Annotated in this window: 14 protein-coding genes and 1 pseudogene; 4 read left to right on the forward strand and 11 right to left on the reverse strand. The window is 66.7% G+C overall.

What is annotated here, in order from left to right; genetic code table 11:
• The first annotated feature begins 575 nt into the window (after positions 1-575).
• Positions 576-779 carry an MbtH family protein gene (locus IE242_RS34585; protein WP_268249531.1) on the forward strand — a complete coding sequence of 68 codons (204 nt, stop codon included), beginning with the start codon at positions 576-578 and terminating at the stop codon, positions 777-779.
• Positions 780-1,791: 1,012 nt separating this feature from the next.
• Here the strand turns inward: IE242_RS34585 and IE242_RS34590 are convergent.
• The 11 genes and pseudogenes from IE242_RS34590 to IE242_RS38975 all read right to left on the reverse strand — a co-directional run.
• Complete coding sequence (locus IE242_RS34590) at positions 1,792-2,256, reverse strand: VOC family protein (RefSeq protein WP_189866574.1); 465 nt, start codon at positions 2,254-2,256, stop codon at positions 1,792-1,794.
• An 87-nt stretch (positions 2,257-2,343) separates the two neighbouring features.
• Entirely contained in the window at positions 2,344-3,438 is a 1,095-nt protein-coding gene (locus IE242_RS34595; RefSeq protein ID WP_229859831.1) for a pyridoxal phosphate-dependent aminotransferase, read from the reverse strand.
• 41 nt (positions 3,439-3,479) lie between these two features.
• The gene (locus IE242_RS34600; RefSeq protein WP_189866576.1) at positions 3,480-3,857 is read right to left on the reverse strand and encodes a cupin domain-containing protein; all 378 of its coding nucleotides are present in this window, start codon (positions 3,855-3,857) and stop codon (positions 3,480-3,482) included.
• Positions 3,854-4,891 carry a class I SAM-dependent methyltransferase gene (locus IE242_RS34605; protein WP_189866577.1) on the reverse strand — a complete coding sequence of 346 codons (1,038 nt, stop codon included), beginning with the start codon at positions 4,889-4,891 and terminating at the stop codon, positions 3,854-3,856. Before IE242_RS34605 ends, IE242_RS34600 begins: the two co-directional genes overlap by 4 nt.
• 68 nt (positions 4,892-4,959) lie before the next feature.
• Entirely contained in the window at positions 4,960-6,087 is a 1,128-nt protein-coding gene (locus tag IE242_RS34610; protein WP_189866579.1) for an NAD(P)/FAD-dependent oxidoreductase, read from the reverse strand.
• A complete protein-coding gene (locus IE242_RS34615; RefSeq protein ID WP_189866581.1) occupies positions 6,080-7,039 on the reverse strand; it encodes a cucumopine synthase-related protein in 960 nt (319 codons plus the stop codon). The genes IE242_RS34610 and IE242_RS34615 overlap by 8 nt, the downstream gene beginning before the upstream one ends.
• Before the next feature lie 276 nt (positions 7,040-7,315).
• The gene (locus IE242_RS34620) at positions 7,316-8,947 is read right to left on the reverse strand and encodes a DHA2 family efflux MFS transporter permease subunit (RefSeq protein ID WP_189866583.1); all 1,632 of its coding nucleotides are present in this window, start codon (positions 8,945-8,947) and stop codon (positions 7,316-7,318) included.
• Between the two features lie 17 nt (positions 8,948-8,964).
• Complete coding sequence (locus IE242_RS34625) at positions 8,965-10,068, reverse strand: NAD(P)/FAD-dependent oxidoreductase (protein ID WP_189866585.1); 1,104 nt, start codon at positions 10,066-10,068, stop codon at positions 8,965-8,967.
• A gap of 137 nt (positions 10,069-10,205) precedes the next feature.
• On the reverse strand, positions 10,206-11,909 hold the full coding sequence (locus IE242_RS34630) for an IS701 family transposase (protein WP_189866586.1): 1,704 nt from the start codon (positions 11,907-11,909) through the stop codon (positions 10,206-10,208).
• 568 nt (positions 11,910-12,477) lie between these two features.
• Complete coding sequence (locus IE242_RS38280) at positions 12,478-12,867, reverse strand: TetR/AcrR family transcriptional regulator C-terminal domain-containing protein (protein ID WP_229859833.1); 390 nt, start codon at positions 12,865-12,867, stop codon at positions 12,478-12,480.
• A 170-nt stretch (positions 12,868-13,037) separates the two neighbouring features.
• A pseudogene (locus IE242_RS38975) lies at positions 13,038-13,322 on the reverse strand (hypothetical protein); the annotation flags it as partial.
• On the opposite strand from IE242_RS38975, the gene IE242_RS34640 reads away from it, so the two are divergent.
• The 3 genes from IE242_RS34640 to IE242_RS34650 all read left to right on the forward strand — a co-directional run bounded on the left by IE242_RS34640 (position 13,237) and on the right by IE242_RS34650 (position 15,733).
• On the forward strand, positions 13,237-13,500 hold the full coding sequence (locus IE242_RS34640) for a hypothetical protein (RefSeq protein ID WP_189866588.1): 264 nt from the start codon (positions 13,237-13,239) through the stop codon (positions 13,498-13,500). The pseudogene IE242_RS38975 and the gene IE242_RS34640 overlap by 86 nt on opposite strands.
• A gap of 306 nt (positions 13,501-13,806) precedes the next feature.
• Positions 13,807-14,940, forward strand: coding sequence for a 3-deoxy-7-phosphoheptulonate synthase (locus IE242_RS34645; RefSeq protein WP_189866589.1), 1,134 nt, complete (start codon positions 13,807-13,809; stop codon positions 14,938-14,940).
• 22 nt (positions 14,941-14,962) lie between these two features.
• The gene (locus IE242_RS34650) at positions 14,963-15,733 is read left to right on the forward strand and encodes a 2,3-dihydro-2,3-dihydroxybenzoate dehydrogenase (protein WP_189866591.1); all 771 of its coding nucleotides are present in this window, start codon (positions 14,963-14,965) and stop codon (positions 15,731-15,733) included.
• Positions 15,734-15,747: the final 14 nt, after the last annotated feature.

The raw sequence follows: 15,747 nt of genomic DNA on the forward strand, positions 1-15,747 counted from the left end.
CTGAGCAGTTCCTCCGCTCCCGATGTCTCACCTGCCCCGCCTGCGCCGGGGCGGATGAGAGTGCCGCGCCCGGCTGCATACTTCAGGGAGTGCACGGGCTGGATACGCGGGAAGCGGCTCCCCGTCGCCGCTTCCTGAGCGGCAGGCCCCCGGATGTCCGGGACGCTGTGTCGCCGGGCCGCCGAGATCGAGGCCGCGCTCTGTGCGCGGTGCAGGGCTCCCGGTTCGGGATCGACATGGTCTGGACCGTGACGGGGGCGCGGTGCGGGTGGCTGCGGCTTCCGGTCAATCAGCCGCGGTCGCCAATAGCGCGTGATATCCGCGCACGCTCCCGCATTTCACGGACCGATGGTCGGACGCTTCCGCGCATGTAACCGTTCTCGACCGCCCTCGCTTCTGAGGCGCTGGCCTGCATAGGAAGAGGAGAGAGTGATCGGTCGACGCATGACCGGATGTGCCTTCGCCACCTGGATGCCGACCTCGAAGGCAATGCACACTTACTGTGCTCGCTTCGAACATCTCGATGTCGGTTCGATTGACGTTGTGTCGGAAGACTTCGTGAAGGAGGGGCCCACGTGAGCAACGGCGACAGCACCATCTACAAAGTCATGGTCAATGGCGAGGAGCAGTACAGCATCTGGCCTGCGGACAGGGAAGATCCGCTCGGCTGGAGGGGCGCGGGCAAGACCGGGACGAAGGACGAGTGCATGGCGTACATTCAGGAGGTCTGGACGGACATGCGTCCGCTCAGCTTGCGCAGGCAGATGGGAGACGCGTAGTCGCGCAGTCTCCGTACTCGCGTTTTCCTTCGTGTTCCCGACGAGTTCCCGACAGGTCGATGCGATTCCACGCCGGGCGCCCGACATTGTTGTCTGTGCCCGCTCCCGCGGAGCGGGAGGGACCATGCGGTTGCGGAGGCCGATCGGAGCCGGCGCTGCGTGCGCACAAGCACCGGTGCGCGAGGCAGCCACACTCCGGTGACAGCGCGTCGGACTGCCGACGGGGCGCGTCCCGATCGAGGTCGGCCGGGAAGCCGGCGCCGTCACCGTCCTGACCGCCCACATGGGCCGGTGGCGGCTCCTTGACCTGTCATCCGGTCCGGAGGCGACCAAGCCGGCCCAATCGCCCAGCGCTCGGTCTGCTCGCAGGCGTCGGCCCGCTGAGGGCGAGGCCGCCCTCGGCGTGGACACGCACCGGGATGTCCACGCCGAGGACGCGGTCTCCTCGCTGGAGACCGTCATCGGCACCGAGTCGTTCCCGGCCGTCATGCTGCCCGTCCCTTCCACACCCGTCCGGCGCACCGCAGCCGACTCGAGAGCCCGCTGCAGAAGTCGCTGGTAGCCGGCCTACGACGGGAACCGGCCCGACCGTACGGCCCGTCGCCTGCGCGGGACGTCGGGCCCGGTCGATGCGCGGGCCGCGAGACAGCCACTTCACCTCGTTGTGCGCAGCCACAGGACTCTGCCGCCTGACCACCCGCAAGATCGCCAACAGAGTCACAGCATTGGCCCTAGGAGCAGTTGTCACTAGGTGAGTTGCAGCGTCCATAGTGGGCAGCGTTGCACTGAGGTTCTCCTCTCCTGAGTACCCGAGGACGCGGCGACACCACGACTCTTGCGGCCGATGCCCGGCATGCGACCCGGGGACTCTTCGCGGCCAACCCAGGACGTATGCTTCGCTTCCGCGAAGTCCAACGCACTTGTGGGCCTCTGAGAAAGTATTTTGGTACGCAGGTGCGGCACCTTCGCTCAGTACGGCCCCGTTTCCACGAAGCATCCGGCCCTTCCCCTATCACCCACTCACGCGCATGTGCTCTTCGGCGCGTCGCTCGAGCGCCTCCGGGGACACGTCCTCGACATGGGTGGCGATCGTCCACCGGTGGCCGAACGGGTCGGTGAGCTGCCCTGTCCGGTCACCGAAGAAGTTGTCCTGGACTTCTCGCTGCTGCTTCGCTCCGGACTGCAGCGCCCGGGCGAAGGTGGCGTCGACGTCCTCGACAAACAGGTAGAGGGTGACCGGGGTCCCGCCGAGAGTCTTGGGGCTGGGCAGGCCGGCCTCCACCCACTCGTCGGACAGCATGACGATTGTGCCGCCGATGTTGACCTGCGCGTGCATGATCTTGCCGTTGGGAGCGACGTGACGGGACAGTTCCTCGGCCCCGAAGGCCTCGCTGTAGAAGGTGATCGCCTCGCTCGCGGCGTTCACGGACAGATACGCCGTCAGCTCCGGATATCCGTCCGGAATTGCGTTGACCATTTCTGACCTCCGTGCTGTTCGATTGCTAGGCCGTTTCCGACGGGCTCTTGGGACCGTCCCCGGACCGTTGTGGGCGGGCCCGATGAGTCAGCCGACGCCTCGCTGGGCGCCTCGCGTAGTGCCACCCGGCCCGATGATGTCTGACCAGGAGCCATTAGAAGCGCCCTGGTCGGCGGTGAGCTGATCGAGTGCGTCGAGAAACGTCCGCAGCTCGTTCTCCGTGCCGAGCGATACGCGCAGATGGCCGGGGAATCCGAATATTCCGGTGTCCCGCACGAGAATGCCGTAGTCCTTGGCGAGCGCGTTCTGCGCCTCGGCGGACGCGACGACCTGGACGGCGACGAAGTTCGTCACCGACGACAGGTACCGGTACCCGCGCCGCTCCAGTTCCGCGCAGAACCACTTGCGCCGTTCGGCCGTGCCGTCACGGATCTCACTGAGGAACCGCTGATCGGCGAGCGCGGCCAGTGCCGCGGCCTGTGCGACACGGTTGACGCTGAACGGGAGGACGTTCAGCGTCCGGCGGACCTCGGCGATGAGATCGGCGCGGCCGATGGCATATCCGATCCGCAGGGCCGCCAGCCCGTATGCCTTCGAGAAGGTACGCAGCGCGAGCACCGGAGCGCCCCGGTCGAGGAAGTCCCTCGTCTGTGGCAGGCCCGGGTCGCTGAACTCCTGGTACGCCTCGTCGAAGACCAGAGGCACCTGGCCGGCGTGCGCCGCGGAGACCAGAGTGCCGAACGTGTCCCTGGACAGCGCGGTTCCAGAGGGGTTGTGCGGATTGCACACGTACCCGATGCCGTGATGGAGAAGCCGGTCCGCGAAAGCCTCCACGCCGATGTCGGCATACCGCAGTGGCAGGGCGACCGCCCCACGCCCGATGCGTTCCAGGGCCTCCCGGTAGCCGGGAAAAGTACCTGCGGTGACCAGGCCGGGGTGGGAGAGTTCACCGAGGCTCAGTGCGGTGGCCAGCACCAGCTCGTCGCTGCCGTTGGCCACCGCGATCTGGTTCTCGCGTACGCCCCAGTGCTCGGCGAGGGCCTCGACGAGGCTCTCCCTCTGCGGCGCCGGATAGCGGTTGACCCGTTCCAGCGCGGCGGTCGCCGCGGCGACCGCCGAGGGGCTCGCGCTGAACGGGCTCTCACTCAGGTGCAACCTCACCATCGTGTCTGCGTCCGGCACGCTGGTGTTGTACACCGTTGGCTCCGGCCGCGTCGGCGCACTCACAGGTCGGATCCCAACAGGATGCCGAAGCAGTAACTTCCCACCGCGGCCTCTTTGGTGACGAAGTAGTGCTCGCTGCCCGCCGGAATGCGCATCACCGCCGGCGAGATCAGTTCATGACGCACCCCGGCCAGATGCACCTCGATGCGAGCCTGGCCCGGAGTCGGCGAGATGAGGAAGTAGATCTCGTCGACCTCGTGGGTGTGCGGCTCGGCGACCGGCTTGTCCACGAGGGTGCTGAGCTCACCACCCGCGATCTGGACCGGCATGCCGTCGAACATGTCGGCGGTGAGGTAGAAGGGCGCGGGCTGCTGGTGTCCCGCCATCGCAAGCGGAACGGGAAGCCGGGACACTATCTCGGCGGCGACGCGGGTCACGCTGCCTCCAGTACGAACAGATAGGTGTGCGGGGCGCCGAAGGGCACAGCACGGCGCATATGCATGCCTCCCCTGTCGAAGAGATCCTCGTAGGCCTCACGGGTGTAGATGGGAACGCCCATGAGCGCGTGGGCAAGTTCAAAACCGTCGGAGAAGACCGGCAGGGTGTTCTCGCCGTTTCGCGGCCGCACCGTGGTGTCACCCAGCAGGAACGTGTTCGCCTTGGGGAAGGCCGCACGCAGCCGGGGAATCACCTGATCGCGGCGCTCCGGGTCGACCAGAAGGTCGTGCAGGAACATGAAACTCATCACGACGTCGGCTTCGCCGGCGTCCTTGACCTGGTGCCCGTTGAAGAGGATGTCGAGTACGTCGGCGCACACCGGTGTGACCGTGCCGTCGAGGCCGTACCGTTCGACGGTGCCGACCGCGAGCTCGGTGGCGGATTTGCTGATGTCGATGCCGATGCCACGGCTTCCAGGGCGTGCCTTGACCAGCCGGGCAACCCGTTCGCTGACGCCGGCACCGAGGTCGACGAGTGTCGTGAAGTCGAGCTCGGCGATCTCCTCGTCCAGGATGTGCCGCATGAGAGCGGTGTCCGCCTGGGCCGAGCCGAGCGCCACCATCCCCTCGTCGCGATGGAGGTCGACGCCGAAGCGGCGCTCCCCGCGTGCGACGGCGGCGCCGTTCGCGAAGACATCGTGGTAGCCTCCGACGCCCCAGGTGAAGAAGCCGAGCGTCCGACGGACGTCCTCCCCCGTCGGAGTCGCCTCGACGCGGTCACCGCGCGATTGCAGGTATCCGAAGGATTCGGCGGCGCGGACGAGGGCATGGACGATCGTCTCGTCCAGCTCGTTCTCCCGGCAGAACGAGGAGACCTCGACGGAGCCGTCGTCCTGGAGTTTCCGGAATATTCCAAGGCGCTCCAGTGTGTGCACCACGTGCGCACAGATGAAGCCGTTGAAGGCGGTATCGGGGTTCAGCGGTGTCAGAGCCTCGCCCTGCCACTGCGCGGTGAGGGTTTGTGCCGAAGACAATCGTCTACACCTCTCGGGAAAGCGGCGGACGGGTGGGGAGCGCGCCGTCCGCCGCGATAACGGCCTGGTCAGAAGGTTCCGAGCCGGGCCAGGTTGGTGGCCAGCGAGTACGGGGTCAGGTCCACCCCGGGCTGGTGCCCCAGGTAGAGGTCACGGACGATCTGGCCGGTGACGGGCGCCTGTGCCAGTCCGTGACCGGTGAATCCGGCGGCGAAGAGAATGCGCTCGTGCTTGCCGCCCGCCTTGCCGATGAGGGCCGACTTCGTCGGCGTGACGTCGAGCGTTCCGGTCCACGCGCTGTGCAACTCGACGTTCTTCAGGCGCGAATACCACTTCGGCAGCTCGTCGACGGCCGCCTGGAACCATATGTCCCGCATTCCGTCCTGCTTGGAGATGCGCTCCAGGCCGACGAGGAGGGACTTGCCCATGCCCATCGTCTTCAGACCGGACACGGGGTGGAGGGTGAACGGCAAATTGTGCACGTCGCCCTCGGTGACGAGCGGGTCGGTGTGCAGCAACTCGGCGAACTGCCCCCACACCGGCAGGTTCAGGCCGGTCAGCTTGGCGACGTCACCACTCCACGGTCCGGCCGCGATGACGATCGCCTCCGCGGTGAAGTCACCCGACGTCGTGCTGACCACGCCGCTGCCGGCGTCCAGCCCGGTCACGGTGATGCCGCTGAGCAGCCGCGCGCCGAGCTTCTGCGCGCCCTCGGCGTATCCCTGGACGATCACCTCCGGCTTGACGCGGTACGTCTGCGGGTTCAAGATCGCGGCCTCGATGGTGTCCGGGTCGAGCCAGGGGTTGAGCTCCACCGCCTGCGCGGCGGTGAGCAGTTCCAGCTCCGCGCCGGCCTCGCGCTGGTCGGGCAGCTCCGCCTCCAGCTCGGCCGCCTGCTGCGGGCTGGTCAGCACCGTCAGCAGCCCGAGGTCGGCCAGTCCGAGATCGACCCCCATGCCGCCGGCGAAGGTTTTGAAGTCGGCCAGGCTGCGTGCCGCCAGCTCGGAGTCGTGCGGCTTCCTCGGGAAATAGGTGCGGAACGCGCGGGCGGTCTGGGACGTGGTCGCGGCACCGAACTGATTCTTCTCCAGCAGGAGGACGTCGACGCCCGCCTTGGCGCAGTGGTAAGCGATGGACGTACCGATCACCCCACCACCTATGATCAGCAGTTCGGCCGTGTTCTTCTGCTCAGACATCAACACTCCTCGTAACGGTCGGACGGTTAGTCCACCTGTCGCCTTCCGCATTCCACGGGAACAGCTGGAGATTCCAGGCACCGATGGAATTGACGTACGTCGCCATCTGCGCCATCAGTGCGACGAAGTCTTCGCGGGTGGTGATGCCGTCAAGGGCGGCAACCACCTCTTTGGTGATATCCCACAGTGTGTTCAATCCGCAGTAGCCGAGGAACTCGGTCGGCTTGACCAGCAAGATTTTGGCCATTTCGAGCAACGCCGAGAGCGGCACCTCGGTCAGCCGGGCCGCACGCACGAGACTCGTGTAGGAGACATAACCCAGCGGCCTGGTCTCACCATTGACGGCGACCAGCGTCGTCAATACCGAGTTCTTCGTTCCGGCCCCGGACGGGAATTTTCCGTCATGGATGTCGATCAGTTCCTCCGTTGGACCGACCAGCATGCGCTCGGTTTCCGCGGCGATCCGCTCGACCAGCGCGCGGACCCGCTCGGACTCAGCGGTCATCCGCCGTACGCCGTGGCCGGCCGGCCCGTCCACCCGCCGCACCTGGGCGATCACGGGCTCACCGTCGCGGTACACGGAGTCCCAGATCAGCTGGCCGATTTTCGGCAGCGACTCGACGTCCTCGGGTGCGACCGAGCCGATCGGCGAGGTCGGCATCGGCTCGGTCAGTTCGCCGTACTTGATGGTCAGGTGCTGCACAGCGGAAAGGAACACCGTGCCGTTGGGCTGGATCTTTCGATTTACTTTGTAATCCGGAACCGCGTGCAGTAAATCGTGCGCCGGCGGCACGTGGTACATGCAGTCACCGGCCACAAGTGCGTGACCTTGCAGAGTCCGGTATGGCAGTGCTGCCCAGAGCGGCTCGACACAGTCTGCGTTGCGGCCCTCGTCGAGGGTGATCCGGATCCTGGCGCCGATCGACTCCCAGGCGATCTCAATCTGGCGCATTACGCCCCACTTCGTTGTGCTCGACCCCTGTTGCCGGACGAAGCGCACGACAGGTTCAGGGGAATTGGGTTCCAGTAACGGGCAAGATGCCGTCACGAACGACTATAGGAGCGGTGGCATTCAGTCGGCCAACAACAGTGGCGCCTTTGTCAGGATGCCGGTTGTTTGTCACCTCGCGCCCTGCACCTCATTGCAGGCATGCCAAATGCCGGCACCTGCCGGGCAGGCACCGACTTTATCGGCACGATCAGCCAGAAGGCATGTACGTCGGAGCCCTCAGCCCGCTCCCCCCGTCGGCATATGGGCCTGATTCGTGCTCCCCGGACTTGCCGCGGGCGCCTGGGCCGCAGGATGCGCCAGCCTCCACGCACAGAGCAGCGCGATCAAGCAGATCGCGATGGGCAGCACCCCGGTCTCCCGCAGGGCTTCGACGAACCCGTCCCGGAGCACCGCGTCACCCACACTGCGGATCCTGTCGACGGCATCGGGCGGCTGGCTGAGGGACAGTGTGCCGGCGAAGGTGTCACCGCCCCGCAGCGTGGTGGAGCTGGTTCCGGCGAAGTGGTCGATGAACGAGGCGCTGGCCTCCGGAGGCAACTCGGCCGCCCGCTGGACGGCATGCTCGCGCGGTGAGGCGCTGAGCCGGTTCTGCAGCAACGTGCCGACGGCGGATCCGCCGAGCAACGCGCCGATCTGCCGGGTGGTGTGGAAGACGCCGGACGCCCCTCCGGCCAGTTTCGGGTCCAGGACATCGACGGCCAGGTTGGCCGTGAGGACGAACACACAACCGATACCGATGCCCGTGATCGCCAGAGTGGGCACAAACTGGCACGGGCGTGCGCCGGAGTCGGCCTGAACCGCCAGCAGGGCCAGGCCGACGGCGTACGCGGCCAGGCCGAGTATGAGCAAGGGCTTGCGGCCCATGCGGTCGGACAGCCAGCCACCGATAGGGGCGACCAGGCCCGATGCGAACGAGGCCACGGCCAGCGTGATTCCGGCCCTGCTCAGCGACAGGTGCAGTACGAACTGCAGACAGATCGTCATGGGCAGTGCCAGGCCGATCATCGCGGAGCCGAAACACAGCATGGTGGCGCTGGCCACTGAGGAGCTGCGGTTGGCGAACAGGGCAAACGGTACCAACGGCGCCCAGCGCTGCGCCCGTTGCACGGACACGAAGACGGCGAGCAGTAGCCCGCCGCAGGCGAGCAGCGACCAGATCGACAGGGGACCGGTGACGGTGCCCCAGTGGTACCGCTCGCCTTCGAGCAGGCCGAAGCTGATGGCGAACAGCGCCAGACAGATCAGAATCATGCCGGGGCTGTCGAACCGGTGCTGGGCGCCCGGTCGTGGGTCGGGAACGACCACCGCCGCGAGGATCAACGTGAGAAGGCCGATCGGCACGTTCACCAGGAAGATCCACTGCCACCCCAGTGCGTCGACGAGCACACCACCGAGCAGTGGACCGCTCACCGTGGACAGCGCGGCGACCATGCCACACACCCCGATGGCGGCTCTCCGCCGGTTCGGCGGGAACAGCATCGTGATGAGGACGAACGTCTGTGGGCCGAGCATGGCGGCGCCGATGTCGGCGAGGACGCGGGCGGCGATCAACTGGTAGGCACTCGTCGCGGCGCCGCAGAGCGGGGAGGACACCGAGAAGACGACGAGGCCGGCCACGTAGAGCTGTTTCAGCCCGAACCGGTCTCCCAGCCTGCCCGCGGCGATCAGCAGCACGGTCAGGGCGAGCACGTGACCGTTGACGACCCACAGGACCTGGTCGAAGCCAGCGTTCAGGTCGGTCTGGATGGCGGGAATGGCGACGTTGACGATCGAGGTGTCGAGCAGCGTCATGAAGAACCTGGCGCACAGCACGCCCAACACGTCCCAGGGGCTGTTCCCGATGCGCACTCCCGCTCCTCGGGTGGTCATGCCCCGTTGCGGGCCAGTGAGAACGGCGTGATGTCGACCTCGGGCCGCCGACCGAGATGAAGATCGCGGATAATCTTGCCGGTGGCGGGCGCCTGGCCGAGTTCGTGGCCGGTGAAGCCGGCGGCGAAGAGGATTCGCTCGTGCCTGCCGCCCGCCTTGCCGATGAGCGCCGTCCTCGAGGGCGTGACGTCGAGGGTTCCGGTCCAGGCACTGTGCAGCTCGACGTCTCGCAGCCGCGGGTAGCGTTGTGCCACCTCTTGGCGAGCCGCCTTGTACCAGATGTCCCGCATACCCTGCTTCGTGGAGAAGCGCTCGAGTCCAACCAGAAAGGACGGCCCGATTCCCATCGTCTTCAGTCCGGCGTCGGGGTGGAACGTGAACGGCGCGTTGACGTCGGCCTCGCCGACTGGGGCGGTGCGGAACAGTTCGGCGTACTGGCCCCACAGCGGCAGCTTCAGGCCGGCCATGTCGGCGATGTCACTAGTGCGCTGCCCGGCAGCGATGACGATCGCCTCCGCGGTGAAATCGGCCCGGGTAGTGCCGACGTGGCCGGTGGACGCGTCCAACTCGGTGGCGATTGTGTTGCTCAGCACGTGCGCGCCGTGCTCGCGCGCACCCTCGCTGTAGGCCCGGAGCACCTCGTCGGCCCTGAGGTGGATCATCTGCGGGCACCAGACCGCTGCCTCGACGTCCGCCGGGTCCAGCCAGGGGTTGCGCCCGATGGCCACCGCGGTGGTCAACAGCTCCAGTTGCACGCCGGCTTCGCGCTGTGCGGGCAGCTCCGCCTCCAACGCGGCCGCCTGCTCCGGGGTGTCCGCCACGACGAGCATCCCGGTCTTCGTAACTCCGAGATCGGCGCCCATGGTGGCATCGAACGAACGGAAGTCGTCCAGGCTGCGCGCCACCAGTTCTGAGTCGTGCACCCGCCCCGGGAAGTAGGTGCGGAACGCGCCCGCAGTCTGTGTCGCGGTGGATTCGGGCTCTGCCGGTTCCAGGAGGACAACATCAATTCCCGCCTCCGCACAGTGGTAGGCAATCGACATGGCGATCACGCCGGTACCGATGATCAGTAATTCTGTCGTGTTCCTCTGCTCAGGCATGCGCGATCTCCCGTGACGTGACCTACCCGCAGCGACACCGGCAACGTATCAGTGGCAATAATTCACTGGGGTCAGAAAGAACGAGCTTTGTCATCTTCCCGTCCGGGCAGAAAAGGCCGCCCTTTGTCTCGGCGGCCTCACATGTCCGACGGGTGGCCGATGCCGGCCAGTACTTTCGCGGCGTGTGCCGCCGAGGCAAGGGTGACGTGCCGATGCCAGCCGGGGTAGGACCGCCCGCTGAAATCCCAGATGCCGATCTGTTCGAACATTACCTCGAGGTCACGGTCGACCTGCCCCAGGAGTTTGGTCAGCCTCACCACGGAGGCGCTCGGCATCGACGTCAGGGTCGTGACCCACAACTCATCGTTCGCGCTTTCACCGAGCGGATTGATCGTGAGTAGTTGCAGCGGGGGCTGCCGGAAATCGGATCCGATCGGTGTTCGGACGTCGACGGCCGCGACCATGTGCGCCTTCGGCGTCCCGGAATCCAGAACGGCGATCGGGCGTCGGCGGTATTTGGCCGCCTCCGCGATCTGGCGGGCGGCCTGCGGCGCGTGCGGGCGACAACCGGCGAGACCCGCGTCATTGATGTACAGCGGCATGCCGTGCGCAATCCGCACAAGCATGGGGAACCTGGCCGTGCACAGTGTCCGGAAGAGCTGGGTGGCGTCCATGTCACGGCCGTCGAGCAGCGCGGGAGGATCGCTGATTCCGTGCTCACCGGGAACACGCAGAAGTGCCTGGGCCATGCACTCACCGAGCGACTCGGCACGCAGGTTGTCGGGGAGCGCCGCGCGGCTGCGCCGCTGATCGTCTTCCAGCCACTCCTTGGGTATCTGGAGCCGCCAGCTCACGGGGAAGCTCCCCTGCTCGGAAACGGCCAGGACGCCGACCGCCTGCTGGGCGTGCACGGCCTTGCGGCGGTTGGGACAGAACCGCCTGCTCACACCTACTGTGTGCAGGCCCGCCTTGGGAATTACGACCGGGCGGATGACCCACGCCTCGGGCGCCGTCACACCCCTCACGTACTGGGCCAGTGCCGCGCGGACCGGCTCCCAGCCCCACGTCGAGTCGCTGATGAAGTGGTGCAGGCGCTGGTCGGTCCCCGGTCCGCCGAGGAACGCCGCGATGTTCCTGATCGTCTTGCGGCCCGGCGTCTGAAGCAGCCCGCTCAAGTACTGCCGCGCCCGCTGCCGTTGGTCGCGGCGGACCAGCGTGCCGAACAAGTCGTCGCACAGCTCGTCGAGGACGGTGATGTCGAGCGGCCCGGTCTCCCCACGGCGGGCATGGTCCTGCTGCGGACCGGACCCGCCCTCGGATGTCACGCACGGGTACTGCTGGGGACGGCTCTGTCCGCCGGACGCCCGCGGCGGGTGGTCCGGACGGCGCTCGGGCAGCTGTCGGACCGGCGTTTCCTCCTGCTGGGACCCGACCAGTTCGCAGGTGATGCCGCGAACGGCGGCCATGCAGATCGGGCGGACGCGGCCGTCGAGCGCGGCTTGCATGGCCGACGCGACGTCCAGGACGGTCGAACACCCGCGCGGCGGGCCCAGGACTCTCGGTGCGGGACCGGTCGCTGCCGTGATGCCCCGATCCGACTGCTGCGCAGGGGACGTGAGGAACCGATCCGCCTCTGCCTCGCGGCCAGCGAGTGACGACGGCACGTCCTGACCGTTGATCGGCCTGCCCGCCGGCACGAACACGTCCCTCTCGCCACCGTCGACGAAGATGACGTCGATGGACTGCTCACCGCGGAGTTCCACGGCCTTTAGTCGGTGCATTCCTTCGATTACTCGCATGGTGTTGCGATGCACGACGATCGGCGGCAACTTCTCCGACAACTGGGAAAGCATTTCCACGTACTCGCCGCTCTCACCTTCGTCCCGGCCGGACACATCCAGCCGCAGGCTGCGTATCGGAATAGTCCTGACCTGCCCGGACTCCCGCGTCTCCCCGGCAGGAAATGGTGTATCGGTTTTGCTCGGGTAGGCGACTGGTGCACTTCTGCGCCTCATCGACAGTGATCCCCCGGTCTCTTCTGTCGGTGTCGGTGCTTCGTCAGGCCGCTGGCCGCGGCGCGAAAAACTCCGGTTGCGCACTTCGAAAGATCCCGCACCTCGGTCACCAGCAGGCGCTTCACTCCCCCCAACCCGCAGATTTCCCGCGTTCGACAAAGACCTCAGGTAAACCCTAGATGGCCTAGATGGCGAATATTCATGCAAGATCTGAATTCAGCCTATTTGATCCTCGCGTGGATTCGCAAGTGATTTTTATCCGACTCCGACGCTGGAGAGGCCGGATCGGGGCAGACAGAAGCCGCTCACCGGAAGCAGGCAAAAATGAATACGAAGCAACTAGTCGCAGCTGTGACCAGATGACCCGCTGAAAACGAGGAAGTGTATCTGGTAACTACCGCAAGATCCATCCGCGACTCGTGCGGCCGGACGCTTCCTGCTCGACCCCATCGGTTCGGTAGAGACGGAGAAATGCCTTCACGCCGCCGATGACGAGCTCGGTGATCTCGGCCTCGCCGAGTGGGAGCGCGCCATAGAATGACCGCTGCGCCACGCTGATGAAGGTCAGCAGGTTGCAGTGCAGCGCTGCGGTGTCGGCGTCGTCCAAAGCGAGGAGTCCGTGGTCAGCCATCTGGGACAGATAACCGGCGAGCTCCTGCTGGAACGCCCGGGGCCGGGTGTCCTGCCATGCCCGCAGTACCGCCGGCGGGAAACGTGCCGCCTCCGCCTGAATGGTGCGGACCAAGGCGAGTGCCCCGCGAACGCCGAGGGCGAGCTGGACCACTCCAGTGCGAAGGCGACAAGATCCTCATCGAGGTCGAAGATCTTGCGCAGATGCCGGTCCGCGATCCGGGTATGGGTCTCGGCCACCTCGGCGGAGCCTTCGAGGATGACCGACAGAAACAGCTGTTCCTTGTCCACATGGTGGTTGTGAATGGTGCGCGCGGACACGCCGGCTTCAGCCGCGATCATGTCGACGCTGGCACCGCTGTACCTCTTCTGCCCGAACACCGCCCGCGCCGCCTGCGCGATGGCACGACTTTCGTCGGGTTGACCACAGTACGTTCGCTGGGGTACTGAATCCTGGCTGCTCATCCACCCTCCCGGCAGATCAGGCCGCGCATCCGGAGCGCTTAGGGAGGGATGAGCGGTCATGGTCGTGCATCTCGAGCGCGGGCGCCGGTTCCCCGTCATGGTGTCTCTCGGCACCGGCCTTCCGACAATGCGGCAATTCCGCATCACTCGGTTCTGTCCGCAGTTGCTCGCCGCAGTGGTCACCGCCATCGATCAAGCGGCGTTGATCACTATGTTCGCTCCCGCTTCCCTTGGCTCGAAGCGTTACACCGACCGGTGTGAGTGCGCAACTGTCATTGCAAAAGCTTGCACCATCCGGTATCCGACGGAGGCGCCGACCTGATGGACTACCAGTCCACCTGACGAAGTGCGGTAACGGGAGTTTGCCGCACTGTCGGCCCAGCAGAAGACTGGCAGCGCGCTCGGAGTGGACCTCGTTGCCGTGAGGTCAGAGTCTAACCTCGTGGTGATCGAGGTGCATGCCCGCCCTACCGTACGGATCGCCACGGCACGGCACCGACAGCCGCCCGTAGCTGGACCCGTATGGAGCAGTTCCGGGGGGATCACTGTGCTCACCACTCATTCGTTTCTGGATCGATCAGCTGACTCAGTGCACGACGTTGTCCGTGACTGCGAACTGAGGCCGGCCATGCAGCAACCGCAGTGGGGCGACCTGCCGCTTGTTCGACGAGTGCGCAAGGAACTGGCGGCCCGCCCAGGGCTGGTCACCGGCGAGGACGTGGACACACTGCGCTCCCTGCTGGCCATCGTCGCCGCCGGCGAGGCCGACGTGATACAGGCGGGTGACTGTGCGGAGGATCCCGCCGAATGCACGCCGGGCTATGTGGCCCGCAAGGCGGGACTGCTGGACGTCCTCGCGGGCATATTGAAGATGAACACCCACAAGCCCGTACTGCGCGCGGGCAGGCTGGCCGGCCAGTTCGCCAAGCCTCGCTCCCGGCCCACCGAGCGGGTCGGAGACTCCGAACTGCCCGTGTATCGCGGCCACATAGTGAACGGTCCGGAGCCCGATCTCGAGTGCCGGCGGCCCGATCCCAAGCGGATGCTGACGGGTTACTGGGCGGCCAGGGCGGTCGTGAGCCACCTGGGCTGGCCCGACCGGGACCGGAGCCCGAACATCGACCCGCTGATCTGGACCAGTCACGAGGCCGCGTTGCTCGACTACGAGCTGCCGATGCTGCGCAGGCTCGACTCGGGGCACCTGCTGCTGTCCTCGACACACTGGCCCTGGGTGGGTGCGCGCACCCGGCAGTTGGACGGCGCCCATGTCACCCTGCTCGCACAGGTAGTGAATCCGGTGGCCTGCAAGGTCGGTCCCCGTATGACGGCCGACGAACTGCTGGCGCTGTGTGAACGGCTCGACCCGCAGCGGGAGCCTGGCAGGCTCACGCTGATCAGCCGGATGGGCGCCGACAACGTCGCCGAACGGCTGCCGCCGCTCGTCTCCGCCGTGCGTGTTGCGGGACACCCGGTGATCTGGCTGTGCGACCCGATGCACGGCAACACGCTCGGGACACCGGACGGGCTCAAGACGCGTTTCGTGCAGACGTTGGTGCAGGAGGTGCTGGGGTTCCAGGTCGCGGTCCGCAACTCGGGCGGGGTCGCGGGCGGACTCCATCTGGAAACCACGCCCGACGACGTGACCGAATGCGTGCAGAGCGAGTCCGACGTCGGCCACGTCGGGGACAAGTACACCAGTTTGTGCGACCCGCGCCTAAACCCCGGCCAGGCCGTCTCCGTGGTCTCGGCATGGCGGGGCTGAGGCCCACGAAGGAGGTCGGAGCATGGAACACAAGGTTGCCCTCGTCACTGGGGCCGCGAGCGGAATCGGCGCGGCCGTCACCCGTGCGCTCGCCCAGCGCGGTGCGCGAGTAGCCGCGATGGACCACGACGCCACACGGCTCAGCGCGGCAGTGGAGAAGATGACCGCTGACGGCCTGGACGTTGAGGCGTTCGTGGTCGACGTCACCAACAGCATGGACGTGGAGGACGTCGTGGAACGGGCCGAACGGCGGTTGGGCTCCGTGGAGTTCCTCGTCAACGCCGCCGGTGTGCTCCGTCTGGGGCAGGCACGCAGTCTCACGGACGATGACTGGTCCGCTACGTTCGCGGTCAACGCGACAGGTGTCTTCCTGATGTCCAGGGCCGTGGTCAACCGAATGGTGCCCCGCGCACGCGGCGCGATCGTCACCGTGGCGTCCAACGCGGCCGGCACGGCCCGTACGGAGATGGCGGCGTACGCCGCGTCCAAGGCCGCGGCGACGATGTTCACCAAGTGTCTCGGCCTGGAGGTCGCCGAATACGGGATCCGGTGCAACCTGGTCGCGCCGGGTTCGACCGACACCCCCATGCTCAGGTCCATGTGGCAGGACGGGACCGGTCCGAAAACCGCGATCGAGGGCAGACCCGAAGCCTTCCGGGTCGGCATCCCGCTCCGCAAGTTGGCCCAGCCGTCGGACATCGCGGACGCGGTGCTGTTCCTGCTGTCCGACCAGGCCGCGCACATCACGATGCACGACCTGACCGTCGACGGCGGCGCCTCCCTCGGCGTCTGAGAGAACCTTGGTGG

Source organism: Streptomyces poonensis, from assembly GCF_014650915.1.
In the GTDB taxonomy this organism is placed as follows: Bacteria; Actinomycetota; Actinomycetes; order Streptomycetales; family Streptomycetaceae; genus Streptomyces; species Streptomyces poonensis.